General features: G+C 45.4%; 23 protein-coding genes. 19 read left to right on the forward strand and 4 right to left on the reverse strand.

The window, feature by feature from the left end:
• Positions 1–108: 108 nt before the first annotated feature.
• The 16 genes from MTR82_RS15495 to MTR82_RS15570 all read left to right on the forward strand — a co-directional run bounded on the left by MTR82_RS15495 (position 109) and on the right by MTR82_RS15570 (position 17,614).
• Entirely contained in the window at positions 109–1,011 is a 903-nt protein-coding gene (locus MTR82_RS15495; protein WP_246809770.1) for a LysR family transcriptional regulator, read from the forward strand.
• A 408-nt stretch (positions 1,012–1,419) separates the two neighbouring features.
• Positions 1,420–2,217, forward strand: coding sequence for an SDR family NAD(P)-dependent oxidoreductase (locus MTR82_RS15500; RefSeq protein ID WP_246809771.1), 798 nt, complete (start codon positions 1,420–1,422; stop codon positions 2,215–2,217).
• Positions 2,218–2,229: 12 nt separating this feature from the next.
• Positions 2,230–3,276, forward strand: a complete 1,047-nt coding sequence (locus MTR82_RS15505; RefSeq protein ID WP_246809772.1) for a ketopantoate reductase family protein — start codon at positions 2,230–2,232, stop codon at positions 3,274–3,276.
• A 22-nt stretch (positions 3,277–3,298) separates the two neighbouring features.
• Positions 3,299–3,955, forward strand: coding sequence for a GntR family transcriptional regulator (locus MTR82_RS15510; protein WP_246809773.1), 657 nt, complete (start codon positions 3,299–3,301; stop codon positions 3,953–3,955).
• Between the two features lie 14 nt (positions 3,956–3,969).
• Complete coding sequence (locus MTR82_RS15515; RefSeq protein WP_246809774.1) at positions 3,970–4,980, forward strand: ABC transporter ATP-binding protein; 1,011 nt, start codon at positions 3,970–3,972, stop codon at positions 4,978–4,980.
• Positions 4,937–5,893 (forward strand): ABC transporter ATP-binding protein, encoded by a 957-nt coding sequence (locus tag MTR82_RS15520; RefSeq protein WP_246809775.1) that lies wholly within the window; start codon positions 4,937–4,939, stop codon positions 5,891–5,893. Before MTR82_RS15515 ends, MTR82_RS15520 begins: the two co-directional genes overlap by 44 nt.
• A 38-nt stretch (positions 5,894–5,931) precedes the next feature.
• Positions 5,932–6,945 carry an ABC transporter permease gene (locus tag MTR82_RS15525; protein ID WP_246809776.1) on the forward strand — a complete coding sequence of 338 codons (1,014 nt, stop codon included), beginning with the start codon at positions 5,932–5,934 and terminating at the stop codon, positions 6,943–6,945.
• A gap of 7 nt (positions 6,946–6,952) precedes the next feature.
• The gene (nikC, locus tag MTR82_RS15530; protein ID WP_246809777.1) at positions 6,953–7,780 is read left to right on the forward strand and encodes a nickel transporter permease; all 828 of its coding nucleotides are present in this window, start codon (positions 6,953–6,955) and stop codon (positions 7,778–7,780) included.
• 87 nt (positions 7,781–7,867) lie between these two features.
• Positions 7,868–9,502: an ABC transporter substrate-binding protein gene (locus MTR82_RS15535; protein ID WP_246809778.1), complete on the forward strand. Its 1,635-nt coding sequence runs from the start codon at positions 7,868–7,870 to the stop codon at positions 9,500–9,502.
• 72 nt (positions 9,503–9,574) lie between these two features.
• Entirely contained in the window at positions 9,575–10,525 is a 951-nt protein-coding gene (locus MTR82_RS15540; protein ID WP_246809779.1) for a M14 family metallopeptidase, read from the forward strand.
• A gap of 4 nt (positions 10,526–10,529) precedes the next feature.
• Positions 10,530–11,915 (forward strand): amidase, encoded by a 1,386-nt coding sequence (locus MTR82_RS15545; RefSeq protein WP_246809780.1) that lies wholly within the window; start codon positions 10,530–10,532, stop codon positions 11,913–11,915.
• Positions 11,916–11,928: 13 nt separating this feature from the next.
• Positions 11,929–13,065, forward strand: a complete 1,137-nt coding sequence (locus MTR82_RS15550; RefSeq protein ID WP_246809781.1) for a M20 family metallopeptidase — start codon at positions 11,929–11,931, stop codon at positions 13,063–13,065.
• 12 nt (positions 13,066–13,077) lie between these two features.
• Entirely contained in the window at positions 13,078–13,830 is a 753-nt protein-coding gene (locus MTR82_RS15555) for a creatininase family protein (RefSeq protein WP_246809782.1), read from the forward strand.
• The gene (locus tag MTR82_RS15560; RefSeq protein ID WP_246809783.1) at positions 13,808–15,076 is read left to right on the forward strand and encodes a DUF885 domain-containing protein; all 1,269 of its coding nucleotides are present in this window, start codon (positions 13,808–13,810) and stop codon (positions 15,074–15,076) included. Before MTR82_RS15555 ends, MTR82_RS15560 begins: the two co-directional genes overlap by 23 nt.
• 55 nt (positions 15,077–15,131) lie before the next feature.
• Positions 15,132–16,889 (forward strand): M28 family peptidase, encoded by a 1,758-nt coding sequence (locus MTR82_RS15565; protein WP_246809784.1) that lies wholly within the window; start codon positions 15,132–15,134, stop codon positions 16,887–16,889.
• Positions 16,877–17,614: an SDR family oxidoreductase gene (locus tag MTR82_RS15570; RefSeq protein ID WP_246809785.1), complete on the forward strand. Its 738-nt coding sequence runs from the start codon at positions 16,877–16,879 to the stop codon at positions 17,612–17,614. The genes MTR82_RS15565 and MTR82_RS15570 overlap by 13 nt, the downstream gene beginning before the upstream one ends.
• A gap of 72 nt (positions 17,615–17,686) precedes the next feature.
• On the opposite strand, the gene MTR82_RS15575 is transcribed toward MTR82_RS15570, so the two are convergent.
• Positions 17,687–18,052, reverse strand: coding sequence for a PH domain-containing protein (locus MTR82_RS15575; protein WP_246809786.1), 366 nt, complete (start codon positions 18,050–18,052; stop codon positions 17,687–17,689).
• A 263-nt stretch (positions 18,053–18,315) separates the two neighbouring features.
• Here MTR82_RS15575 and MTR82_RS15580 point away from each other — a divergent pair, with 263 nt between their 5' ends.
• Genes MTR82_RS15580 through MTR82_RS15590 form a run of 3 tightly spaced genes read left to right on the forward strand, consistent with a single transcriptional unit; the run spans position 18,316 to position 22,215 of the window.
• Positions 18,316–19,989: a DUF2075 domain-containing protein gene (locus tag MTR82_RS15580; protein ID WP_341801990.1), complete on the forward strand. Its 1,674-nt coding sequence runs from the start codon at positions 18,316–18,318 to the stop codon at positions 19,987–19,989.
• Positions 19,990–20,018: 29 nt separating this feature from the next.
• Positions 20,019–21,527 (forward strand): dGTP triphosphohydrolase, encoded by a 1,509-nt coding sequence (dgt, locus tag MTR82_RS15585; RefSeq protein WP_246809787.1) that lies wholly within the window; start codon positions 20,019–20,021, stop codon positions 21,525–21,527.
• 13 nt (positions 21,528–21,540) lie between these two features.
• Positions 21,541–22,215: a hypothetical protein gene (locus MTR82_RS15590; protein WP_246809788.1), complete on the forward strand. Its 675-nt coding sequence runs from the start codon at positions 21,541–21,543 to the stop codon at positions 22,213–22,215.
• Positions 22,216–22,343: 128 nt separating this feature from the next.
• Here the strand turns inward: MTR82_RS15590 and istB are convergent, their stop codons facing one another.
• The 3 genes from istB to MTR82_RS15605 all read right to left on the reverse strand — a co-directional run bounded on the left by istB (position 22,344) and on the right by MTR82_RS15605 (position 26,028).
• On the reverse strand, positions 22,344–23,108 hold the full coding sequence (gene istB, locus MTR82_RS15595; RefSeq protein WP_246809789.1) for an IS21-like element helper ATPase IstB: 765 nt from the start codon (positions 23,106–23,108) through the stop codon (positions 22,344–22,346).
• Positions 23,105–24,361: an IS21 family transposase gene (gene istA / locus MTR82_RS15600; protein WP_246809790.1), complete on the reverse strand. Its 1,257-nt coding sequence runs from the start codon at positions 24,359–24,361 to the stop codon at positions 23,105–23,107. The genes istB and istA overlap by 4 nt, the downstream gene beginning before the upstream one ends.
• A gap of 602 nt (positions 24,362–24,963) precedes the next feature.
• Complete coding sequence (locus MTR82_RS15605; RefSeq protein ID WP_246809791.1) at positions 24,964–26,028, reverse strand: DNA-methyltransferase; 1,065 nt, start codon at positions 26,026–26,028, stop codon at positions 24,964–24,966.
• Positions 26,029–26,034: the final 6 nt, after the last annotated feature.

Below are 26,034 nucleotides of genomic sequence, written 5' to 3' on the forward strand. Positions count from 1 at the left end.
AGTTTTTTCAGAACTATATGTATTTTTATTGTAAAAGAGTTATTCTATTATTACTAATACCAATAATTGATGATTCCATAGTTTAAAACTATAAAGGAGAGCGCTTACATGAATATGACTCATTTGAAATACTATATTACGCTTGTTGAACAAGCATCATTCACAAAAGCGGCGAACGAACTGCTTATCGCACAGCCGTCCCTCAGCATGGCGATCAAAAAGCTCGAAACCGAATTGGAATTAAAGCTGCTCGACCGCAGCAAACGCGATCTCTCATTAACGAAAGAAGGGGAGATTCTCTACGAAGAAGCAAAGAAATTGATGAATCACGTGAATTACGTCGAAGGTGAAATGAAGCGGCTGAAAGATCAAGGACCGATGGAACTCGCCATCGGCATCATCGAATCCGCCAAGTTCTGGATCCCGAAAATCCTAAAAGCCATCAAAGACGAATACCCGGGTGTCCGCATCGAAATCGTCGAAGTGCTCGGGCTCGACGATGTTCATAAAGCCTTGAACAATTACGACATCCATTTCGCCATTACGAACCAGCTCGTGTCGAAGCAAGAAGTCAATGTCCTTCCTATATATAAGGAAAACTTTGTCGCCCTTCTGCCGACGGGCCATCCGCTTACAAAAAAAGCGAAGCTCAACGTCACCGATTTGATCAGCGAATCGTTCATCATCTTCAAAGAAGGCTTTCAAACCCGCCAAGACATTTTGAACGCATTCCGCCAAGCCGGCAGCAAGCCGAACATCCAGTTCGAAGTCGAACGCTTCGAGACCGCCATCAGCTTTGTCGAGGAAGGGTTAGGTGTCACACTCGTGCCGGTGAATTACATCAAGTCATTTCAGAACAACCGCTATGAAGTGCGTGAGCTGAACGATCACAATGTCACGCGCACCGTTTTCCTCGCGCACGATACAAGAAGGTATTTGCCGCCGCTCGTGAACCGGTCGATTGAGTTGATTCGGGGGTTTTTTGAGGAGAGGGAAGATGGGCAGCCATAAAAAATTTTGGTACGATTCGTTTTCAGCACTGCAGCAAGGAGCTCTCAATTTTTATAATGAGGGTTCTTTTTTTATGAAAAAATAAAATATTTTTTTAAAAATTAATTTCGTTTTCTAATACGTAATTCCTATATTTTAAATAGCTATTTTGAGAGCTTTTGTTTCAACTCCAATTGTAAAGGCCGAGGAAGGCGTTAAATCGTTGTTCAAAAAAGGCGTGCATTGTAGCGGAACAGCCTTTTTCACCGAATCGTTTATTGCAGCTAAAAAGGGAGTGGATGGACCTGGAAATATGTTTTTCTGCTATAAAAATTCTACTGAAATGGCTAAATGAATAGTTGTCAGAAAATTATTGCAATTATTCAAAAGCTGACTTATAGTATGAAAAAAGACAGAGGAGGGGACTAGTTGAACCAAAGTGTTAACAGTTTACATTTAACTTTTGACAATAAAGTAGCGATTGTAACCGGCACTGCAAATGGAATTGGCAATGCGATTTGCAGGGAACTGGCTATGCGAGGCGCCTCTGTTGCCGCCATCGATGTTTTAGAGCAGCCATCCATTGCTTGGGAACAGGACGGCGGCAATTTTACAAATAAAGTGAATACATATAAATGCGATCTCACCGACTCTGCGCAAGTGAAAGAAGTCGTCGAAACCATTCAAAAAGATTTTGGCCAGATTGATATTTTAATCAACGTAGCCGGTGGAGTGGCTGGGCAGACGCATCAACCGATCGAAAACGTGACAGACCAGGAATGGGATAAAGTCATCGACATCAATTTAAAATCCGCTTTTTATATGGTCCGAGCCGTCGTTCCTTTCATGAAAGAAAAGAAGTACGGAAGAATTGTCAACATTTCAAGCGGGGCAGGGCGAAGCAGCAGCTTAACCGGAATTCAAGCCTATACAAGCGCAAAAGCGGGCCAAATCGGCTTTACCCGGCAAATGGCGCGGGAGCTGGGAAAATTCGGAATCACCGTCAATAACGTGGCTCCCGGATTCGTCTTGTCAAATCCTTCTACGGAGAAGCAATGGCATGCCATGTCAAAAGAACAGCAGCAAAATTTAGTGGAGTCCATTTCAGTAAAGAGATTAGGGACTCCAGAAGACATTGCCTATCCCGTCTTGTTTTTCGCATCTGACTTTGCCCGCTATGTGAGCGGCCAAGTCATCTCAGCTGATGGAGGCCTACAACTTTTCTAAGGGGGAGACAGGATGACCATTACGATTATTGGATCTGGCGCTATAGGAGGGGTCTTGGGAGCTTACTTGGCAAGAAACGGCGAGCAAGTCATTTTCTGCGATATTGTCAAAGACCATGTAAACAAAATCAATCAGGAGGGCTTGACCATCGAAGGGCCGGAAGAAACATTTACGGTTAAAGGGCAAGCTTTTACGCCCGGCGAATTGCTGGACAGAAACGAAACGCTCGAAACAGTTTTTCTTTGCGTGAAAGCCCATCACACAGAAGAAGCGTTGGCGCCATTTTTATCTTTGCTAGCACCGGATTCACAAATCATTTCCCTGCAAAACGGCCTCTGCGAACATCAAATTGCTGAACTAGTCGGCAAGGATCGGACCATCGGATGTTTTGTTAATTTTTCAGCGGATTATTTGGAACCCGGCAGAATCTTGTACGGCGGAGTGGCCTCTTTATACCTTGGCGAATTGGATGGAAGCATCTCCAGCCGCATCATCGAGTTGAAAGAAAAGCTGCAATGCTGGGGCCCAGCAGAAGTGACGGACAACATCTGGGGTTACCTGTGGGGGAAAATGTCCTACGCCGGCCTGTTATATGCAACAGCTTTAGTGGATGAAACGATGGCTACTGTGGTGCGGAAAATTGATTTGCGGGAAATGCTGATGGAATTATGTTCGGAAATTTTGGAGACGGCGGATCAGCAAGGGATCACGCCGCTCGGGTTTGATGACTGGGAGCCGAGGTTGGTTTACCCCAGAGAAAGCCGAAATGATGAGAAGTTAAATCGCCAATTAGAAAAGCTGGCAGGAAGAATGGCTTCGAACAAGAAAACAAAAAGCGGCATTTGGCGGGATTTAGCGGTCCGGAAGCGGAAAACCGAAGTGGATGCCCAATTGGTGCCGATCCTGGAAATCGCTAAAAAGTACGAAGTCGAAACGCCTTTGCTCTCAGCGCTTGTAGCCATGATCAAAGAAATTGAAAACGGTGCAAGGAAAATGAGCTGGGACAATTTGCATGAGTTAAATGAAATCTATCAATTTACGCGTGAAAAGGTGAATTGAACAGAGAAGTGGAGTGTAGACAATGATTCTCGACCAACGATCTTTATCGGATGATGTGGCACAAATTATCAGGAAAATGATCCTGAACGGAGAACTGCAAGCAGGCGAACGGATCAACCAGGCCCATTTGGCAGAAAATCTGAGCATTTCAAGAGGCCCGATTCGGGAAGCGTTAAAACTTCTCCAAAATGAAGGATTGATCAAGCATGAAACAAACAAAGGCACTTTTGTAGCAACCTTGTCAAAAGAAGATGCTTTTGAGATCTATACGCTGCGTGCGCTGTTGGAAGGGGAAGCGGCTCAATTGGCGCTGCCGAATTTAACAGACCAGGATTTTGCGAAACTGGAGAATTTGCTGGATGAATTTTACGAAGCAATGGTCGAAAAGAATCTGGAAAAACAAGCACAATGCGATATTTTATTTCACAGCACCATTGTTCACGCCTCCCGGCATAACCGGCTGATCAATATCCACAAACATTTGGATACCCAGGTAGGTGCCATGTTTCTGACGGTCGCAAACCAAGTGCCGCTGCGAGTGGAACAAGTTGTCGAGAACCACCGGGTTTTGCTGAACGCGCTTCGCACAAAAAACTGCAAGGAAATTCAAGAGAAATTTTCTGCACATTACACGGATGCGTTAAAAGACTTGTCCGGCATGGTGCTAAATCAAGAGTAAAGGACGGTGTGACGATGCTATTAAACGTTAATGAGTTGTCTCTGTCGTTAAAAAGAGCAGGAAAATACTCGAAAATTTTAGACCAAATATCTTTTCAAGTAGAAGAAGGAGAGACGGTCGGAATTGTGGGAGAGTCAGGCTGCGGAAAAAGCATGACCGCTTTATCCTTGATGCGCTTATTGCCGGAGAAGGCGCTGTTAGAAGGGGAAGTGAATTTCCAAGGCGAAAAGATTTCCGGTTATTCAAAAAGGAAGTTGGAAAAGATCAGGGGCAATCAAGTCTCGATGATTTTCCAGGATCCCCTCACTTCACTCAACCCGCTTCATACCGTAGGGACCCAGATCGAAGAGTCCTTGCTGCTGCATACGAAGATGACCAAAAAAGAGCGCAGAAAAAGAGTTTTGCAATTGCTGAATGATGTGGGGCTGCCGCGAGCGGAAGATTTGATTGACGAGTATCCGCATCAGCTCTCGGGCGGAATGCGGCAGCGGATCATGATTGCCATTGCAATGGCGTGCGAACCGCAATTATTGATTTGCGATGAACCGACAACCGCTTTGGATGTGACGGTCCAAGCCCAAATTTTAGAGCTGATGAACAAAATTAAAAAAGAAACCCAGATGGGCATTATCATGATTACGCACGATATGGGCGTGGTGGCAGAAGTTTGCGACCGGGTCATCGTCATGTATGCCGGAAAAATTGTCGAAGAAGGCCCGGTTCTCGAAATCTTCCAGAATCCTAAACACCCCTATACGCAAGGGCTGCTGGATTCCATTCCAAAACTCGGCCAGCGAAAAGAAAAGCTGGGTTCAATTCCGGGGACGGTGCCGGCGCCGGAAAACATGGTGGTGGGCTGCCGATTCGCCGATCGCTGCAGCCATGCAATGGACATTTGCAGAACGGTCCATCCGCCGATGATCGGCATTAAAGAAAATCATCAAACTGCCTGCTGGCTCTATGAAGAGGGAGATGAGAAAGATGGCTCTATTGGAAGTCACAAACTTGAAGCAGCACTTCACTAGCAAAAAAGGCGTTTTAGCTGAAAAAACCATCATCAAAGCTGTCGATGGCGTCTCCATCACGATTGAAGAAGGGCAGACCTTAGGAGTTGTCGGTGAATCCGGATGCGGGAAATCGAGCCTCGGCCGTTCAATTTTAGGCTTGGTTCAGCCAACAGAAGGCAGCATAAAATTCAAAGGTGAAGAAGTAACCGAAATGTCGTCGAAGCAAATGAAAGAATTGAGAAAAGACATGCAAGTGGTCTTTCAAGATCCTTACGCTTCGCTGAATCCAAGAAATACGATTCGCCAAATTTTAGAAGCACCGCTGATCATCCACAAAATCGGAAACAAAAAAGAACGGAAAGAACGGATCGAAAGTTTGGTCGCAAAAATCGGGATCCGAAAAGAGCAGCTCAATAATTATCCCCATGAATTCTCTGGCGGGCAACGGCAAAGAATTGGGATTGCCCGGGCTTTGACCTTAAACCCGAAACTCATCATTGCCGATGAACCCGTCTCAGCTCTGGATGTTTCGGTGCAGTCGCAAGTGCTGAATTTAATGGTGGATCTGCAGCAGGAAATGAACTTGAGCTATATGTTCATCTCCCACGATTTATCAGTCGTCCAACACATTTCCGATAAAGTGGCCGTGATGTACTTAGGAAGAGTCGTGGAAATTGCGAATGTAGACGAACTCTATAGCCGCCCGCTGCATCCGTACACTCAAGCGTTATTGTCTGCAGTTCCGATCGCCGATCCGCTGCAAAAAAGAAATCGGATCGTGTTGCAGGGCGATTTGCCAAGCCCGGCAAATCCGCCTTCTGGCTGCCCGTTTCATACCCGCTGTCCAATGGCGGTAAAGGAGTGCGCCAGCATCGTGCCAAATTTAGAAGAGAAATCACCGGAACATTTCGCAGCTTGTATCCGCGTATAAACCGGATAAAGAGTTGCTAACGAAAGGGGTTTATGAGAATGGATGCGTTAAAGTTTGTCGGGAAACGTTTATTGCTGATGATTCCAATCTTAATCGGAATCAGTATTTTGACATTTGCAATTTCAAATACAATTCCTGGAGATCCAGCCCGCCTGATTTTGGGGCCGAAAGCGACGCCGGAAGGGCTGGAAGCGCTGCGTGAAGATATGGGACTGAATGATCCGCTTTATGTTCAATACGGCCGCTACATGGGGGGGATTTTCCAAGGGGATTTGGGGCAAAGCACTTATTCCCAAAAACCGGTATCCGCCGACTTGATCCGATATTCTCCGGCAACGTTTGAGCTGACGCTCTTTGCGATGGTGATCACGGTTCTGATTGGCATTCCGCTCGGCATCATCAGCGCCAGCAAAAAAGATAAAATCGCCGATCAAATTACCAGGATATTCGCCTTGATTGGCGTCGCCATGCCGGCTTTTTGGCTGGGATTATTGCTGCTCCTTCTCTTCTATTTGAAACTTGGCGTGTTTCCAGGTTCCGGAAGGCTGGACAGCGGCATGTCGCCGCCGACTTATATCACCGGAATGTATACAGTGGACGCGCTGCTCACCGGAAACTGGCCGGTCTTTAAAGCAGCGGTCATGCACCTCGTGCTGCCGGGCATCACCTTAGCCGCGATTACGATCGGCATGATTACCCGAATGACCCGCTCCAGCATGCTCGAAGTGTTAAAAAGCGATTATATCCGGACGGCCCACGCCAAAGGGGCGCCTGAAAATCGCGTGCTGTATGGGCATGCGCTGCGAAACGGCGTCATGCCGGTCATCACGCTGCTCGGAATGGCATTTGGCCACGCTTTAGGCGGCAGTGTGCTGGTGGAATCTGTGTTCTCCTGGCCAGGGCTTGGCCGATATGCGGTAAACGCCATCACGTATTTGGATTTTCCGGCCGTCATGGGCGTCACGCTGTTAATCGCCATATTGTTCATTTTAGTCAATTTAATCGTAGATACGTTGTATTTCTTCATTGATCCGCGCTTAAAACACAATTAAGGAGGGAGTGGTTAGATTGGTCCGCAGAATCTTACGCAGTCCATTGTCAGTTGTAGGGATTGTACTCGTTTTAATCATTTTGCTAACTGCTTTGTTTGCTCCTTTGATCGCAACCCATAGCCCGACCGAAGTGGATTTGTTGAGCAAATTAGAAGCGCCGAGCGCCGAGCATTATTTCGGGACGGATGAAGTCGGAAGAGACATTTTCAGCCGAATTGTCTACGGCACTCGAATTTCCTTGCGCATCGGATTATTAGTAGTATTGATTTCGTTTCCGATCGGAACGATTCTCGGCGCCGTTGCCGGCTATATCGGCGGGCGTGTCGATCAAGTAATCATGCGCATCACAGACGTTTTCCTTTCGTTTCCGGGAATCATTTTGGCGATGTCCATTGCTGCAGCGCTGGGGCCGTCGATTGAAAACGTGATGCTAGCGCTAGCTGCGACCTGGTGGCCATGGTACACGCGAATCGTCCGGTCGTCCGTTTTATCCATTAAGAACTCGGAATTTATCGAGGCTTCCAGAGCGCTCGGCGCGAATCCATTCCGCATTCTTTTTAAGGAAGTCATCCCGAATGCGATCGCTCCGGCGACCATTCAAGCTTCGCTCGATTTGGGATTTGTCATTTTATCCGCCGCTGGACTTAGTTTTATCGGCCTTGGCGCACAGCCGCCTTCTCCGGAATGGGGAGCGATGTTATCCAATAGCCGTGAAATATTGCGTGACGCATGGTGGGCCGCAACTTTCCCGGGAGTAGCCATCCTTCTGACGGTTCTTGGCTTCAATTTACTGGGAGATGGGTTGAACGATTTACTGGATCCAAAACAGCGTTAACGAATCAAGATGTATTGAAAGGAGGGGCGGGGTTGCTGGTTCAAATCATCTGATGTGAAAAGCAATAAATAATAAGGGGGAAGTTTAATGGGATTAAAAAATCAGTGGTTTAAGTTGTTGATGCTTTTGGTCATTGCGGCGTTAATACTCGCCGGATGCCAAAATTATAGTGAAGAAGCTGAAGAATCCGACTCACCTGACTCGCCAGATGCAGCAGCAGCTGAAGACAATGAAAATTTCGATCCGGACGTGTTCAATTTTGCGACCAACCAGGATATTCCGCATTTGGATCCGCACGGCTCGGCGGCGAATACGTCATTCCGTGTCACGTACATGCTGTATGACCGCTTAGTTACGTATGAAGGAGCTTCAACAGAGCCTCAGCCAATGCTTGCAAAAAGCTGGGATATCTCAGATGACGGCTTGGAGTATACGTTCCATTTAGTCGACAATGCCACTTTCCATGACGGTACGCCGGTGACAGCAGAAGCCGTGCAATATTCGTTCACTCGCGCAATCGAGCTTGGAAAATCAGCGGCAGGTATTTTCAATAAAGTCATTGATAAAGACAGCTTTGAAATTATCGACGACCATACGATCAAAATTACATTGAAAACGCCGTTTGCTCCATTTATCAGTACCCTGGGCACCGTTTTTGCAAGCATCCTCAATCCGAGCTTGGAAGAAAACCACGGCGATGATTTAGGTGAAAGTTTCATTGCAGAAACAGAACTTGGTTCAGGCCCGTACACGCTTGAAAGCTGGGACCGCGGCGAATCGCTTGTGCTAAAAGCGAACCCGGATTACTGGGGAGAAGCGCCGACAATGGAAACGGTGAATATCCAATTTGTAACGGAAGCTTCTACAGCCCGTTTGATGCTTGAAAAAGGCGAAATCGATTTATTGGATAACACCATCATTTCTCCGGAAGTATTAGGCCAGATGGAAGGAACTGAAGGCATCACGATCGAAGAGGCAACCGGCTATCAGATCGATTACATGCCGATGAATATTGAAAGCGGAGCACTCGCTGACGTAAAAGTCCGCCAGGCAATTGCCCACAGCATCAACTACGATGCGTTGCTTGAAAGTGTCTACCTGGGATCTGCTGAAAGAATCGGCGGAGCCGTTCCGGCTGGAATGTTCGGCTACAACCCGGATGCGAAAATGTACGATTACGATTTGGATAAAGCGAAGGCTTTGTTGAAAGAAGCGGGGCACGAAGAAGGCTTGTCTCTTGAAATCGCCATTTCTGAAGACAATGAAGTCCGCAGCAATACGGCATTGCTTCTGCAATCGGATCTTGCCAAAGTCGGCGTAGATCTGCAGATCAAAACGTATGCGTGGCCAACCTTCCTGGATCTTGTCACAAGCGGGAAACACGATTTCGGCTTGGTTTCCTGGACGCCGGACTATCCGGATCCAGACTATAACCTTTGGTATTTCGGGCATTCGTCCAGCAAAGGGCCTGGATTCAACCTTGCTTTCTATGAAAACAAAGACGTAGACGCTTTGCTGGAAGAAGCGAGAAGCAATACGGATGAAGCGCTTCGTGAAGAAAATTACAAAGAAATTCAATCCATTATGGCAGAAGAAGTGCCTTACATTTTTGTGGCACAGCCAAATCTTCAGACGCCGCTAAGAAGCTGGGTCAAAGGCTATCAGCTGAATCCGATGAATACGTGGTACGTTCCATTCAACAAAATGACAAAAGAACAATAAAGACGAATGGGAGCGGTTGTTGACTAACAACCGCCTTCCATTTTTCTTCATTAAAAGAGAAGGAGGATGGAAATGGAGAATAGATGGGAAATCGGCAATTTAACGGCGATGAAAGGCGAGAAAACAAAAGCTTACCTGGAATTGCCGACGATTGAAGAAAAGCTGCCCGCTGTTTTGATTCATGGCACAGGAGAAGGGCCGAAAGTGCTGGTGATGGCCGGCATCCATGGGTGCGAATATACGTCGATTGATGCCGCACAGAAAATCGGTTCGGGATTGGATCCTTCGCAGGTGAACGGAAAAGTGATCGTTCTGCCGATTGCCAACCCTGCATCTTTTTATACGCGGAGCATTTATGTCCATCCAAGCGATCAAAAGAACTTGAACCGGGTGTTTCCAGGGAGTATAAACGGCACAGAAGCAGAGCGGTTAGCGTATTGGCTGAACGAATCCGTTTTTAAAGAAGTCGATTACGTGATTGACCTTCACGGCGGAGACATGATCGAAGCGCTCGTCCCATTTACGATTTACCATGTGACAGAAGAAAAAAGCATATGCGAAACGTCGAAAGAACTGGCTTCGCTGTTTGATATCGACTACGTCATCGGAAGCAGCGGGCAAGTGCCGGGTTCCACTTATGGCTGTGCGGCGGAACAAGGAATTCCCGCAATTATTGCGGAAGCGGGACAGCAAGGGATTTTGAGCCCGGAGCATTCGATTCTGCTGCAAGAAGGCGTAAAGAACATTCTGGTTTCGCTCGGCATAATGGAAGGCCAATTGAAAAAAAGCGATTCCACTTACATTTCGGTTTTCGACTGGTACCGTTCGGATCTTCAAGGGCTTTGGTATCCGGCGGTTCAAACAGGCGCTGCCGTCGTAAAAGGCCAGAACTTGGGCAGAATCACAGACGAGTTTGGCGAAACGATGAAGGAAATTGTCTCTTCTACCGAAGGCGTCGTTTTATTTTTAGTCACTTCTCTGGCAATCAACCCCAACGATCCGTTGCTGGCTGTAGGAGCGTGAGTAAATGACGAATCTTTTGGATCTTTCCTTAGTGGAATTGGCAGCGTTATACCGGAAGAAGGAGGCCTCACCAGCCGAAGCGGTGAAAGGGACGTTTGAACGGCTGCACCAACTTGAACCCGATTTGAATGCATTCATCACCGTGGCGAAAAAAGAGGCGATGGCGCAAGCGGAAACCGTTGAGAAACAGTTTTTAGCGGGGAGCGCGTTGCCGCTTCTTGCCGGCGTGCCGTATTCGGCTAAAGATCTCTTCTATAAAAAAGGGATGCCGATGACTTGTGGGTCGAATGTCTTCAGAGATTTTCAGCCTGATTACACAGCGACCGTTTTGAAGAAGCTCGATGCGGCCGGTGCGATATTGATCGGGAAAAACAACATGCTGGAATTTGCTTACGGCATTGTCCACCCGCATTTTGGGCAGACGAACAATCCGTGGGACGTGACGAAAACTTCCGGCGGCTCGTCAAGCGGTTCGGCAGCGGCTGTCGCAAGCGGCATCGGATATTTTTCGCTCGGCACCGATACGGGCGGATCGATTCGGATTCCCGCTTCTTATTGCGGCGTTGTCGGGTTGAAGCCGACGCGGGGGCTGGTCAGTACATATGGCGTTTTTCCGTTGTCCTGGACGCTGGACCACGCGGGGCCGATTGCGAGATCCGCAAAAGATGCAGCGGCGGTGCTCGCGGAAATCGCGGGGCACGATGCGAAAGACCCGCACTCGCTAAACGGAAAAATCGGTGCTTTTGACCTCGCACGTTTCAAAGAAGGAGAAAGCGCAAAGAAAGTGGGCGTGCTGCCTAGCCGGAAACTGAAGGGCCTCCACCCGGAAGTTGACGGAGCGTATCAAAGTATATTGAAGCAAATTCACTCCCTGGGCTGGGAAGTGGTGGAAATCGACATCGCGTTATGGGAGCGCACCGAAGAGATTATTTTAAATATCCTTTGGCCGCAAGCGGCCCAAATCCATCAACCGTGGATGGACCGGAAAGAAGACTATGCGGAAATGACGTACCGCCAGCTGCAAATGGGCATCGAGCAGAAAACGCTTGCGTACTTGGAAGGGCTGAAAGCGCTTGAACGCTATACTGCCCAAGTGTCCCAATTGTTTGATCAAGTCGACATCGTTCTGACCCCGACCGTCGCTTTTCCGGCTCCCGCAGAAGACCCGGTCATCGGCAGCGAAGAACTCGATGAAATGCTCTTTACCGGGCCATTCAATATTTCGGGGCATCCGGCTGTGACGCTGAACGCAGGGTTCACGGCGGACGGACTTCCGGTTGGGATCCAATTAGTGGCGCCGCATTTTCAGGATCTGGAATTGCTGCAGGCAGCTGCGCAATTGGAAGAGGCGGCAAACAAGCGCGTACCGCCGTTGATCAATCGTGACTAGGAAAGGAGTTAGTATGCCAGACATCATCACGTATTTAAAGAACCACCAAAAAGATATGGAAGAAACGCTGCTAAAACTGGTAGAGGCCGAGTCCCCATCGAAAAATAAAGCGTTGACGGATCGCTGCGGCGAAGTGCTTCACGGCATCTTCGATGAACTGGTCGGCGGCTCAGGGGAAATGATTGAAAAAGAAAGCGTCGGCAATCAATACCGCTTTACTTACGGAAATGGCGACGAAACCGAGCAATTATTGATCATCGGCCATTACGATACCGTATGGGACCAAGGCGCTTTATCGATTCGACGAGAAGGCGACGTGTTGTACGGCCCCGGCACGTTTGACATGAAAGGCGGATTGACGATTACGCTGTGGGCGCTGCACACGCTAAAAGCGTTGAATGTTTTCGGCAACAGGAAAGTGGTGTTTTTGGTGACGTCCGACGAAGAAATCGGAAGCAGCCATTCCCGGGCACTGATCGAAGAAGAAGCGAAAAGAAGTTCGTTGGTGTTCGTCCCGGAATCCAGCATTTCGCCGAACGGTGCCGTGAAAACGTCGCGGAAAGGCATCGGGATTTTCAAGCTGAAAGTGTACGGCAAATCCGTCCATGCCGGGATCAACCCGTGGGATGGCGCGAGTGCGATCGACGAATTGGCGCTCCAAATCGCCGACATTAAAAAGCTCGATGATCGGGAAAAAGGCATCTCCATCAATATCGGAACGATTTCCGGCGGCAGCCGCACCAATGTCGTCGCGGCTTACGCAGAAGCGGATATCGACTTGCGCTTCCTGAAAAGAGAGCATGCGGAGGCAACGACCGAAGCGGTGTTGAACCGCCCGGCGTTCATCGAAGGAACGACCGTGGAAATCGAAGGCGGCATTAACCGCTATCCAATGGAAGAAACGGAAGCGGTGCTGAACCTTTACAGCCAGTTAACCGAAATTGCGGCTGGACTGGACTACCCGCTCGCCAAGGGCAGTTCCGGCGGTGCGAGCGACGGCAACTTGACCGCAGGCGTCGGCATTCCGACCATCGACGGGCTCGGCCCGATCGGGGACGGGGCGCATGCGGATAATGAACACGTCGTGCTGACCGATTTGCCGTACCGCGCGGCGCTGCTTGCGGAATTGATCAAGCGGAATCTGGAGTGAGGAGGCAAACCTATGGATATGATGACCATGAATTTAACGGAATTCAAAAAAGCGCAGCAAGCCATCAACACGGTATTGATTCCCATCGGCATGATCGAAGCCCACGGCCCGCATTGTGCACTGGGCACCGATGTCCTCATCCCGCGGGAATTTGTCCGGAGATTGGAAGGAAAAGTCGGCGACAAAGTGTTAATGGCGCCCGAAATCACTTACGGCCATTCGTGGGGGCTCGCTTCTTTCGAAGGGACGATCGACGTTTCGGCGGATGCTTTTTTGAATTATGTGCTGGAGATTTGCAAAGGCTTCGCAGTGAACGGATTTGCCAACATTATTTTATTGAACGGCCACGGCGGCAATAACGCGAGCCTCGACATCGTCACGGAGAAATTGGCGGACTTGTCGGTGCGTACGCTCACGGTCAATTGGTTCATCGACTACCGGGATGATATCCAAACGATTGCGCCGGATCCCGGCCATGCCGGAGAAGACGAAACCTCATTGGTGCTGGCGATCAATGAAAATTACGCCTATACAGAAGGCGTCGGCAGCCACGAAATTCCGCTGCCGAAACGTTTCCGCTTCAAAGACGGCGGCCGCACGCTTTACCCGGAAGCCTTTTCCGGCAACGCGGGCGCTGCGACAAGCAAAAAAGGCGAGCAATTGTATGAGATGCTGACGGAGTTGATCGTAGGAGACATTGAACGACTGTGGGAAATCGAGCAATCACAAGGAGGAAGAGAAAATGGTATTGCGATGGACAGCTGAATCAACCGGGGAATCGATTGTTGACATTGTACTCAGTTTAAACGAACAAGCCCAGAAGTTGCACGGGCAGGAAGTGGCGACCGCGAGCTATAGCCATGTGAAGCCTTCTTTAACGAGCTTTGACCAGATCGGACGGAAAATCGAGGAAGTCGAAAAGGAAATCAGGGAGTTAGAAGGGCATCCGGGAAGGTATTTGCGTTCGATGGTCAATGCCTATCGCTATTTCGGGCGGAGCTTGCAAGGCGACGATTTGCCGTATGCGGAGCTGATTGCGAACATCCAGGAACTGCCGTCGACACTGATTTCAGAAGAAACGATTTCACAACAAAAGCAATTGGTGGAAGAAGGCTTAACGAACCTCGGCTATAAAGGGACATTGAAGGAAAAAGCGGCGAAATGGCACGAAGACACGCTGATTCCGCCGGAAGAAGTGACAACTGTCGCCGAATCGATGAAAGAAAAAAGCAAGGTGGGAACGCTCAGCCGGGTGATTGCGCTGCCGGAAGAAGACGGCATCGATTACATCAAATCGATCCGCGGCGTTTTTTGGAGCGGCTATTCAAAATACACAGGCGACTACCGCGGCAACCTGACGTTCAATATCGACCGCCCTTGGACAGAACCTGTCCTCGCGCAAATCATGACGCATGAAGCTTACCCAGGACATCAGGCGTTTTACTGCCGCTGGGATTATTTGTACCAGCAAGGCAAGCTGCCGATCGAAGCGTCTTATTATTTGATCAACAGCCCAACCAACGCGTTGTTTGAAGGCGGGCCGGAAAGTGCCCTGCATTTCCTCGGCTGGGACCGCGACGAACAGGAAACGGAAGGCATCACCAGCGAGCAAAAGCAGCAATACAAACTCGCACGCGATTACATCGACATGCAGCGGATGTTCATGACAAATGCCTGCTATTTGTTTAATACCGGCGAGATGACAAAAGAGGAAGCGATCCACTATATGGTTAATGACGGCTACATGACTGAAATCGAAGCGGCGAATTGCTTCCGATTCTTCTCGGATCCGATCCAAAAAACGTATTATCCTTCCTATTATTATGGCCGCTGGATGGTCGGCAAAGCATACGACGCCGTGGCAAAAGATAAACGCACTGAATTTTTTGCGGATCTGTACGACGTACCGCACACAACGAACACTTTTATCGATGCAGTCAGCCGGATAACGGGAGAACAGTTCCAGCCGTTCGAGCAAGTGAAAACCGGTAAAGAAAATATCATCCTGTAAAAGACGTAGCGCCCTTACTCCGAAGGGCGCCATTTTTGAAGGAAGGGGTTTGAACATGAAGGCAGCATGGACCGAAACGCATCAGCACGTCATTGATGCGGTTTCCGAAAATCAACTGATGGCGTATACGCGCGAATTGACCAAAGAAGTCCGGTCATCGGGCTCCCCGGAAGAGCTCCGGGCTTTCCTGTATGCGAAAGAAGTACTGGAAGGCTTTGGCCTGCAGACCAGTTTGAGCTTTCACGACGCCTACATCAGCTTGCCGGTGAACGCGCGGCTGAAAATCGACAACGAAGCATTTTCCTGCATCACGCATTCCATGTCGGCTGCGACTGGCCGGGCGGGCGTCTCGGGCGAACTGGTTTACATAGCCGAACTTACAGAAGAACTGCACCTCCCAGGCAAGCTCGTCTTGACGGACGGCATCGCGACGCCGGGAGCGGTCGAGCTGTTAGAAAATGCAGGAGCGGCTGGTGCCATTTTCATCAACGGGCCAATCATCCACGAAATGATCGTGTCGCGCGTCTGGGGAAACCCGACGCCCGAAACAAAAAAGCAGCTGCCGAAAATTCCTGTGGTGTCAGTGGCAGATCCGGAGGGCACACGTTTAAAAGAAAAGCTCGCACAAAATAAAACCGGGGTGGCCGTCTGGATGGAAACGGTGGTGGACACCGGCTGGCGCAAGATCCCGACTCTAACCGCGGAAATCAAAGGCGAAGTGGAGCCGGACAAATTCGTGCTCTTTAGCGGCCATATCGATTCGTGGCATTACGGCGCGATGGACAACGGCGGCGCCAATGCGACAATGCTCGAAGTAGCCCGTGTGATTTCGGAACAAAACTTAATTTTGCGCAGAAGCTTGCGTTTTGCGTTTTGGTCCGGCCATTCGCACGGCCGCTACACGGGTTCCGCCCATTACTGCGATCAGCACTGGGAAGACCTGTACGACAATTGCCTGCTCCACGTCTACATCGATTCCGTTGGCGGAAAAGGCGCGAACATTCTCGGTGAAAGCAATTGCATGGTGGAAACAAAAGAATACGGCGGCGCCTTCGTCACGGAATTGACCGGGGAAGAATTCATCGGCAAACGATTCGGCCGGGGCGGCGATCAATCGTTTTGGGGAACCGGCACGCCTGCATTGTTTATGGGGCTCTCCGAACAGCCCCTCAGCGACGACCTGGCGTCCCAAACCTTGGTGAAACTATTCGGCGGCATCAAGTCCGGCGGCTTCGGCTGGTGGTGGCACACGACTGAAGACACGCTCGATAAAATCGATCCGCAAAATTTGCGGCGGGATTGCCAAGTATACGCAGCGGTTCTTTACGACGCCTGCACCCGAAACGTGCTGCCGTTCAACCATGCAGCAGGTGCAAAGGAACTGAAAGAAGCGCTCCAAAGCTACGCGAAACTGGCCGGCAACAAACTCGATTTCACGAAAGCGCTGAAACGGGTTGAAACAATTGAAGCACTTTCAGCGGAATTTTATGACCGCCTGTTAACGGAAACGTGGACAGACGAAGAAGCGAGAAAGATCAACGACCAGTCACTCGCGATTTCCCATCACTTAATTTCCTTGAACTACGTGAGCGGAGATATCCACGACCAGGACTTGGCGATGAACCAGCCGCCGCTACCGCTGCTAAAAGACGTCGCGATTTTAGCAGAATTGGAAGAAGGCAGCGACGAACTGTATGAATGGCTGACCTACCTAAAGCGGCGGCTAAATAAAGTCGAATACGTGCTGAAGCAAGCGGAACAGGCAGTGAATAGATGGAGAAGCATGAAGGAGGAAAAGGAATGTCTACATTAGAAGGAAAAGTCATCATCATTACAGGCGCGTCAAGCGGCATCGGGGAAGCAACCGCCCTGAAACTGGCTAGCGAAGGCGGAAAAGTGGTCTTGGCAGCACGCCGGGAAGACCGGCTGCTTGAATTGAAGAAGAAAATTGAAGCGCAAGGCGGGCAGGCCGCAATTAAAGCGACAGATGTCACATCGCGGCAGGAAGTGCAGGATCTCGCCGATTTCGCGATTGATACGTACGGCCAAATCGATGTCATGTTCAATAACGCGGGCCTTATGCCGCTGTCGTTCATGGACAAACTGAAAGTCGATGAATGGGACCGCATGATCGATGTGAACGTAAAAGGCGTCCTTTACGGCATTGCGGCAGTCTTGCCGCATATGCAGGAGCGGAACAGCGGCCACATCATCACGACGTCATCCGTTGCAGGGCACGGCGTCTTCCCATCCGGCACGGTCTATTGCGGCACGAAATTCGCCGCCCGCATTTTCATGGAAGGCTTAAGCAAAGAACTTGCCGAAACCAACCTGAAAACGACCAGCATTTCACCCGGAGTGGTTGAAACCGAACTGACCGATTTCATCACCGACGATGACATCAAACCAAGGTTCGAAAGCCCGGATCTGCCTTCGCTTCAAAGCGAAGACATCGCGAACGCCGTCTACTACGCAATCTCGCAGCCGGGAGGCGTCGCCATCAACGAAATCATTGTGCGCCCGACGAACCAAGGATAGTAAATGAAAAAAGCAGTAAGCGGCTAGATGGTGCACCGCTTACTGCTTTTTATTTTGGCCATAAATTCAGGGTCAAAGAATCGCTTCCGCAATCACTTTATCAAGCTTCCGGATATCCACTTTCTTCGCCAAATTCAATTTGAACTTGCCAAGCGTCGTCCAAATCTCAAGTTCCGTGTTGAAGTCGAACGTTCCGGCATTCTCCGACGAATACATGATGATCGACTTGAACGGAATCGTGTACACTTCCACTTTCTTGCCCGTCAATCCTTGCTTATCGGAAATGATGAACCGCTTGTTCGTCACAACCGCTGTATCGCGTACGGTCTTATAAGCGATTTGCGCCACTTCGCCTGGAACCAGCAAATCCTTCACCGACTCCGGCACATCAATTTCTTGCGTGAACGTCCACGCTAACATTGCGTTTAGAGCTGACATAAATAAGATCCTCCTTTTTTCTTTCTCCATTTAAGTATGGCATAAGGGGATATTGGAGGGAAGGCGGCAACTTAAGAATCACCAAAGTATCAACGCTGATGTGAATAAAAGCCTTTATTAAACAAATTTACGTTAAATTTTCCAAAAGCAGTAAATCTATAGCTAAATGATGCTAATATTAAGTTAATATGAACCGAAATGCATTTCAATTTTATGTTCTTTTAATAAGTATCAATTTACCATTCACTAACTGGAAAGGCACGATGAAGATGGGATCAGTAGAACTAAAAACATGGAAGTTCAATAGAGACGCCTTGGACCAGATCAGCAACGAGCGGTATTTCGATTATCCGGTGGTCTATTTTCTAAATAACCATACAACGGTTTATATCGGAGAAACGATCGCGTTTAAAAATCGGATGAAATCCCATTTGAACAATAAAGAACGAAAGAACTTAGAGAAAATGACGCTTATCATTCACGAAGAGTTCCATCGTTCAGCTACGTATAACCTGGAAACCAAATTAATCAATTATTTCTTAGGCGACGATCGCTACAAGCTGCAAAACAAAAGCCAAACGGCACAAAGTGTAACGCACAATTACCACAACAAAGAGTTCTATGACAAAGAAATATTCAATGAGATCTGGAAAGAATTATTGAGACGGAGAATGGTGGACAACCCTGCGCATGTAATCGAGAACAGGGACATCTTCAAACTTTCTCCTTTTAAAGAGCTGACAATAACACAGCTCGAGTTGAAGAATAAAATCCTTGAGGTTTGCGAAAATCACATCGATGACGATGAAACCTTTGTCTTTATGATTAAAGGCGAAGCCGGGGTCGGAAAAAGTGTCGTCCTGAGTTCTGTCTTCAACAGCATTCAAGAACGCGCTGCGAATAAAAACTCCAATCTGTATAAAACGAAAAACCATCTACTCGTCAATCATTCGGAAATGCTGAAAACGTATAAGAACATCGCGGCCAATGTGAAGTTCCTAAAAAAGAACAATTTCGACAAGCCGACAAGCTTTATCAATAAACAAAAGAATGCAGCAGAAAAAGCCGATATTGTGCTGGTCGACGAAGCGCATTTATTGCTGAGCCGGGCAGATGCCTTTAATGGATTCAACGAAAACAATCAATTGGAAGAAATCATCAAGCACAGTAAAGTCGTCATCGTTGTTTACGATGACAAACAAGTCTTAAAACTGAAAAGCTATTGGGATGAAGAGCGGCTTAAGAAAATCGTCTCCGGCTATCAAAGAGAAGAGCCTTATGTTTTAAGAGACCAGTTCCGCATGAACGCCGGAGACGATGTGATCGACTGGATTGACAATTTCGTGGAGAAGCGAATTCTGGAGCTGCCAAAAGATGAAAAATATGATTTTCGCATATTCGACTCGGCAAAGGAAATGCATGAAGCGATAATAGAGAAAAACGAAGAACATGGACTTTCCAGAGTGGTTTCTACCTTCGACTATGAACATAAGAAAGACGGCGAGCAGTACTATATCAAAGAAGACAGTCTAGAAATCCCCTGGAACTCAACCGATTCCAAAAACACCTGGGCAGAAAAGCCAGAGACAATCAAAGAAGCCGGATCTATCTATACGATTCAAGGTTTTGATCTGAATTATGTAGGTGTGATATTGGGACCGTCAGTAACTTATGATGAACAAAACGACTGCTTGAAGATTGTGACGGAAAAGTATAGCGATACCGAGGCTTTCAGAGGAAAAGATGGGATTGAGGATGTTGAGAGAGCGAAAGAACAAATTATCTTGAATTCGATTAATGTGTTGATGAAGAGGGGCATAAAGGGGCTTTATGTTTTTGCTAGTGATGAGGGATTGAGGGGGCGGCTTTTAATTATAAAAAAAAATCAAAGTTTTAATGAAATTTTTGGCACTCAACTTTTAAATGTTTCAAAATGATATACTAATTTTAAAAAAGGAGAAATGGTATGAATAGTAAAATGGAATGGAATAAATTATTGAATAATAAAAGAGTTAGAGATCTCAAGCAAAATAGTATGTCTAGGGTCGCCATAAAAAAATTTGGACCGTCAGATGATCATAGAAATGAATTTGAGAAAGATTATGATAGAATTGTCTCTTCTTCATCGGTGAGAAGATTACAAGATAAAGCGCAAGTATTTCCTCTTCAAGAAAACGATTTTACTAGAACTAGATTAACTCATTCTTTAGAAGTTTCAGCTATTGCTAGATCGTTAGGACTTTGGTTAGAAAATGTTTTAATTGAAAAAAAAGAAATTAATGCATCAAGGATTGGTGAAATACCTGCATTGTTAGCAACTTCAGGATTAGTTCATGACTTAGGAAACCCTCCATTTGGTCATTATGGAGAAGATGTAATAAAAAATTGGTTTAAAGAGTGGTTTGAAAATAATATAGATAAAGAAAATATGATATATAAAATGGCAGGAGAGGAAGGGTTTATTGGAAAAGATAAAGGGAAAATAAAAATAGAAGAGTTAAGTGATTTCATGACCTTTGATGGGAATGCACAGTCTCTGCGAATAGTATCGAAATTACAATTTTTAAATGATCAATATGGTATTAACTTCACATTAGGGACATTATCTTCTATTATAAAATATCCATGGTCATCAGGAGAATCTGAAGGAAAAGAAAAATTCGGATACTTTTATAAAGATAAAGAATTAGCTTTAGATATAATAAATAATACCACTGAGAAAGAAAAAAGAAAAAACCCGTTAGCTTATTTTTTAGAAGCAGCTGATGATATTGCGTATTTAGGTGCTGATATTGAAGATGGAGTAAAGAAAAAGGCAATTGATTGGGAAACTGCATATAAATTATTAAAAGAAGAGTTGCCAAAAATAGATGTAGAGTTTACAGAGTTTTTTATCGAATTAGATAGAAAAATTGAAAATGCTGAAAAAAGAAAACATCCCGATAAAAACTTGACTAGTGTACAAAACTTTAGAGTAGCTATTCAAGGAAAATTAATTAAATATATTAAATTAAACTTTTTAAATAACTACGAGAATATTATAAAAGGTCATCTTCCTGGTGAAGATCTTCTAAAGTGTTCTAGTAAATCAAAAAAAGTAAGAAAAGTATTATCAAGTATTCAGGCAAGTTGCTTTAGCGATAAAGAAGTTTTAACTTTGGAATTAGTGGGAGACAAAGTAATAAACGATTTATTGGATATTTTTGTAAATGCAATCCTAAAAGATGTTGAGGTTGTTGAAAATGATCAAAGAAAAATGTTAGCAAAAAAGAAGCATGAGAAGTTAATTCATATGATTTCTGATAACTTTTTGTATATAATGGTACTAGATTATCATGAAAATAACTCTACTAAAAATTTTAATGATTTAAATTTGTATGAAAGATTACTACTAGTAACAGACTTTATAAGTGGAATGACAGACTCATATGCTGTAGATTTACATCAAAAATTAAGTGGAGTAAAACTTCCTTAAAGGGGATGAATTTATGGTAGTCATATCAAAAGAACCGCAAATAAGAGAGAAATTTGAAGGGTTTTTATCTAATTATAAAAAAATTTATTATTTTATAGACGATTTAGAAAAGAAGGGAATAGATATTATACTTTTTGGGGGTATTGTTAGAAATTATTATGAAAATAACTTTTCAGAAAAGCCGAGAGATATAGATATCGTTCTTCATTCATGTATAGACTTTGATTTTGAAAAATATTTAGAACTCAATAATTATTCTTATTATATAAATAAATTCGGAGGATATAAACTTGAATTAGATGAGTTAAATATAGATATTTGGTCAATTGAGAAGACCTGGGCGTTCAAAGAAAATATAATAACCTTTAGAAATCTTAAGGATCTGAATAAAACTGTTTTTTTAAGTACAGATGCTATATTTTATAATTTCACTTCTAAACAATTGTTTGATAATGGATTCCTGGAATCTATACAAAAAAAAGAGATTGATATTGTGCTAGAAAAGACTCCTTTTCCTGAAATTAACTTAGTAAAGGCGTTTTATTTAAAAAATAAGTTCAATTTAAATTTTTCTTCCGATTTATCTAATTATTATTCTCAGTGGTTATCAAAAAAAGAAAATAAAAGACTAGCTATAGAAGAGCTAAACCTCTTATCAAATAAAAGATATGGATGTAAGATTCTGTAATTAGTTTTAATGAAGTTTTATAATTCTCTATTTAACAGAGTGACTGATTGAAAAAGAGTATATTTAGTGATGTGTCAACGCCGGTTTAATTTTCCCCATTATAGCCGGAATAAAATTCCCCCCTTGAGCTACTTTGCAGGTGGGGCAGCCGGATAAATTCCGGCTTTTTTCTTTTCCTTCAGGCGATAGGAATCGCCTTTGATGTTAAAGGTCACCGAATGGTGAAGCAGGCGGTCGAGAATGGCTGTAGCCAAGACATCATCCCCGAAGACCTTTCCCCATTCGATAAACGATTTGTTCGAGGTCAGGATCATCGCGCCGTGTTCATATCTCTTCGAGATCACTTGGAAAAAGATATTTGCTGAGAACTCGTCAAACGGAAAGTAGCCGACCTCGTCCAAGACGATTAAATCCGGCCGTGTCCATTTCTTGATCAGACGGGAGACTGTACCTTTGGCCTCTGCCTTGTGACATTCCGCGACCAGATCGGCTGCGGTGAGGAACAGGACACTATAGCCTTGGGTGAGCGCTTCTAATGCAAAAGCGATCGCCAGATGCGTCTTGCCGACACCTGGCGGTCCCAGGAGAAGCCGGTTTTCGCCATTGGCAATGTACCGACAGGTCAGTGTTTCATTGATGCGTTGCTCGTTAAGGCTCGGTTGGAATGCCATATCAAAATCATGGATGGTTTTGGTGTACGGGAGTTTCGCCCGGTGAATTCTTCGGTTCAACTCAGTAGATTCCCGGTGTTCCCATTCACCAGAAACGATTGTGTGTAAAAAGTCGAAATATGATACATTATGGGTAGAAGCGTTCTCGACCAAATCATCGAGCTGGCTGGCCGTATGTGACCAGTTCAGCTGATGCAGCCGTTCTTCCAGAAGGGAGTTCATTCGAAATCACCTCCTTCAAAGGCGGCGTAAGCTGCGAGGGGACGTGCTTCAACGTAAGGAGTGGAAACGGTGAAATCCTGGGTCGCCAAACCGATGGGATTCTGTGGTTTTCGCTCTTTTTCTTTTGCCTCCTGCATTCCCTCGTAATGTTCAAAGCGGACGTGGACACGTGTTTCACCGGAAAGAATCGGGTGTTGCGCGATGCATTCTACTTCATCAAAAATCTCCAATTGCTTCTCCAGCGTCACCTTAATTTTCACTTGATGACCGGCATACCGAAACGGAACGGAATACTTATTCCCCAAGTACGAGATGAAACAATCGCGACTGACTTCGCGCATTTCCCAATGCGTGGTCGGGAACAACTCCTTCGTTCCCCAAGCCTGCAGAAAAGACTGTTCCTTTTGCCAGCGCTGAACCGGCGGTTCCTGAGTTGTTTCATTCTTTTTCTTATTGGCCGTCTGATCCAGCCAATTACGCATGTCCTGGTTCAAAGCTTCAAGTGTGGGTTCGTGTCGGCGCTGAAAGAAGTTTCTCTTCATGTAAGCGACTGTTCGTTCCACTTTCCCTTTTGTTTGAGGGCGGTAGGGCTTGCACGCTTTGGGTGTGACACCGTAGTAAGCAAGAAAGTCTTCAAACTTCTGATTGAACCGAATCTCTGCCGGAGTATGCCGAATAACAACCGTTTTCATATTATCGTAGAGAACTTGATTTGGAATGCCGTTGAAATAGGCAAAGGCATTCATGTGGCATTTCATTAAGGTCTCCAATTTCATGTCCGTTGTAAATTCGATGTACTTCATTCGTGAATACCCCAGCACCATTAAAAATGCATAGATTTTTTGAAGACGTCCATCGACTTCGTATAAACCGACTTCTGCCCAATCCATCTGCGCCTGTTGGCCAGGTGGCGTTTCAAAGCGCCGGGTCGCCTGTTTCTTTGGCTGATCCCGATGGGGCTGCACAAAATCTTTCAGGATCGTACTCTTTCCATCGAACCCTTGCGCCCGGATCTCCTCAAGCAACACGACACAATTCGTGGTGCCTTCCTGGATTCGTTGAAGCAAGTAGGGTTTATACGGATCTAATTTACTTGCCCGTTTTGTTCGCTTGGAGCTCCGAGGGAGCTTTTCGGCGTTTATGTATTTGCGGATGGTTTTCCGGTCAAAGCCGGTCTCTTGGGCAATGGCCGTTAACGACCATCCCTTTTGGTGCAGTTCCCGAATCATAAAAAATTCCTCCATTTTCAACATCGACACATACTCCTCTGCAACTTGGTATATGTCGATTATCCTTGATAAATGGGGAATTCTAAAACGGCGTTGTTGGGTATTTTATCACCGGCGGTGACATGATGCACTAAATTCCGAATAATAGACACTTTAAATTAAGTAATAACATTTAATTTTTTCATAACTCCATAGCATTAAGTTTATTTAACTTAGCCTAAAGAATGTACTGTGATTATAATCACTTTCTATTAATTTCACTATCATATTCCTGAAGAAAGTCCAGATTTTGCCTCTATGATTAGATCGAGCACCATAATTTAGGAGCCAAGTTATGGATTAGAATTTTACGAGACAAAACCGGGTCTTCAGGTAAAATGAATTTGAACTAGCCGTTGTTTATTTCAAAGTGATCTCTCACTTTAATTGCTCACGAACGATGTTCAGTGAGTTTAAGTAATCAACTAATTGAAATAATTAGAAAAGATTTTTATAGTGCATTATTGTACAATTTGCTAGCAAAAGAATTTAAAAGATGACTTCGGCGAAATAGCGAAGTCATCTTTTTTCAGTTGAATTACCATGATAATTTTATTAAGTTGTCCTTTAAATGAAGATTATTTCATTTATTTACGTAAGGGTTTTTCCATTGAGGGTTTAAGATCGGTAAACCTATATTGAGCGCCTTGTAAATAATCTTCTTGTATTTCTGAAGTTATCCACCTTCGATTCATTCTCTCAGCGACTTCAGCTGTTACACAACTGCCCCCAAATGGATCAAAGACAATATCATTCTCATTTGTTAAAAATTTTATAAAAAATTCGGGTAAATCTGATGGGAACCTTGCTGGATGAGTAGTTAAACCTAAAGCTTTACAAGCTTTTAGATATTTATCACTCGAAGAAGTATTAGCGATTTCTAAAACATTATCTGAAAAGTCATCTGATATTTTTTTTGCGAGATAGTCTTCAAAGCCAGCTAAATAGTCTTGGTACACTTCATCGATATATTTTGAAAGATCCAATTCTGTATTATAATTTATGAAATTCGGTGGTATAGCACCACCGTTATCTTTTTGCCATGAAGTTTGTGAAACTACATGTTGAGAAGGTCTAAGTCCACTGTTGTAACCATTTTTTAGAAGTTTTTTCATGCTAGCTTTATATGGAACTAAGACATTCTGATTATTTGCTTTAGGATTATCTGTCTTTGATAACCACCAAACCGGATTAATAGAATCTTTCACACGTACTTTGTCTATATTTACCCATTGTATAGGACTTGGCAACTTAGATGGGTTGTACCAATAAAATTCTTGGGCGAGTTTAAATTCAGGACCATTATTTTCTACTTCATTACATAATTTAGTAAGTAATTCAAAATGATAAAGTGATCTTACAGGACGTTTAGGCTTATAAGCACCCCCTATATCAATTACTAAACTTCCATCTGCTTTTAATATTCTTTTAAATTCATATGAAAAGTTATCAATAAACCACTTAATATAAGTTGCCTCATCTTCATTTCCATAACTTTTTTTTCTAACTAGAGCAAATGGGGGGGAAGTCATAATTAAATTTATACTTTCATCTGGTATTTCTTTTAACAATTTAATAGTATCAGTAAGATATGCTTGACCTTTATTTGTCTGAAAATAAGGTTCAATGCTTATTTCATTAAATATAACCATAGTTAG

This window comes from Planococcus ruber (assembly GCF_022819085.1).
In the GTDB taxonomy this organism is placed as follows: Bacteria; Bacillota; Bacilli; order Bacillales_A; family Planococcaceae; genus Planococcus; species Planococcus ruber.

What these genes read in the sequence shown, in the direction of transcription:
- MTR82_RS15495 (WP_246809770.1), top strand. Translation starts at nt 109, where the DNA reads ATGAATATGACTCATTTGAAATACTATATTACGCTTGTTGAACAAGCA.
- MTR82_RS15505 (WP_246809772.1), top strand. Translation starts at nt 2,230, where the DNA reads ATGACCATTACGATTATTGGATCTGGCGCTATAGGAGGGGTCTTGGGA.
- MTR82_RS15510 (WP_246809773.1), top strand. Translation starts at nt 3,299, where the DNA reads ATGATTCTCGACCAACGATCTTTATCGGATGATGTGGCACAAATTATC.
- MTR82_RS15515 (WP_246809774.1), top strand. Translation starts at nt 3,970, where the DNA reads ATGCTATTAAACGTTAATGAGTTGTCTCTGTCGTTAAAAAGAGCAGGA.
- MTR82_RS15520 (WP_246809775.1), top strand. Translation starts at nt 4,937, where the DNA reads ATGGCTCTATTGGAAGTCACAAACTTGAAGCAGCACTTCACTAGCAAA.
- MTR82_RS15525 (WP_246809776.1), top strand. Translation starts at nt 5,932, where the DNA reads ATGGATGCGTTAAAGTTTGTCGGGAAACGTTTATTGCTGATGATTCCA.
- MTR82_RS15535 (WP_246809778.1), top strand. Translation starts at nt 7,868, where the DNA reads ATGGGATTAAAAAATCAGTGGTTTAAGTTGTTGATGCTTTTGGTCATT.
- MTR82_RS15540 (WP_246809779.1), top strand. Translation starts at nt 9,575, where the DNA reads ATGGAGAATAGATGGGAAATCGGCAATTTAACGGCGATGAAAGGCGAG.
- MTR82_RS15545 (WP_246809780.1), top strand. Translation starts at nt 10,530, where the DNA reads ATGACGAATCTTTTGGATCTTTCCTTAGTGGAATTGGCAGCGTTATAC.
- MTR82_RS15550 (WP_246809781.1), top strand. Translation starts at nt 11,929, where the DNA reads ATGCCAGACATCATCACGTATTTAAAGAACCACCAAAAAGATATGGAA.
- MTR82_RS15555 (WP_246809782.1), top strand. Translation starts at nt 13,078, where the DNA reads ATGGATATGATGACCATGAATTTAACGGAATTCAAAAAAGCGCAGCAA.
- MTR82_RS15560 (WP_246809783.1), top strand. Translation starts at nt 13,808, where the DNA reads ATGGTATTGCGATGGACAGCTGAATCAACCGGGGAATCGATTGTTGAC.
- MTR82_RS15565 (WP_246809784.1), top strand. Translation starts at nt 15,132, where the DNA reads ATGAAGGCAGCATGGACCGAAACGCATCAGCACGTCATTGATGCGGTT.
- MTR82_RS15570 (WP_246809785.1), top strand. Translation starts at nt 16,877, where the DNA reads ATGTCTACATTAGAAGGAAAAGTCATCATCATTACAGGCGCGTCAAGC.
- MTR82_RS15575 (WP_246809786.1), bottom strand. Translation starts at nt 18,052, where the DNA reads ATGTCAGCTCTAAACGCAATGTTAGCGTGGACGTTCACGCAAGAAATT.
- MTR82_RS15580 (WP_341801990.1), top strand. Translation starts at nt 18,316, where the DNA reads ATGAAGATGGGATCAGTAGAACTAAAAACATGGAAGTTCAATAGAGAC.
- dgt (WP_246809787.1), top strand. Translation starts at nt 20,019, where the DNA reads ATGAATAGTAAAATGGAATGGAATAAATTATTGAATAATAAAAGAGTT.
- MTR82_RS15590 (WP_246809788.1), top strand. Translation starts at nt 21,541, where the DNA reads ATGGTAGTCATATCAAAAGAACCGCAAATAAGAGAGAAATTTGAAGGG.
- istB (WP_246809789.1), bottom strand. Translation starts at nt 23,108, where the DNA reads ATGAACTCCCTTCTGGAAGAACGGCTGCATCAGCTGAACTGGTCACAT.
- istA (WP_246809790.1), bottom strand. Translation starts at nt 24,361, where the DNA reads ATGTTGAAAATGGAGGAATTTTTTATGATTCGGGAACTGCACCAAAAG.
- MTR82_RS15605 (WP_246809791.1), bottom strand. Translation starts at nt 26,028, where the DNA reads ATGGTTATATTTAATGAAATAAGCATTGAACCTTATTTTCAGACAAAT.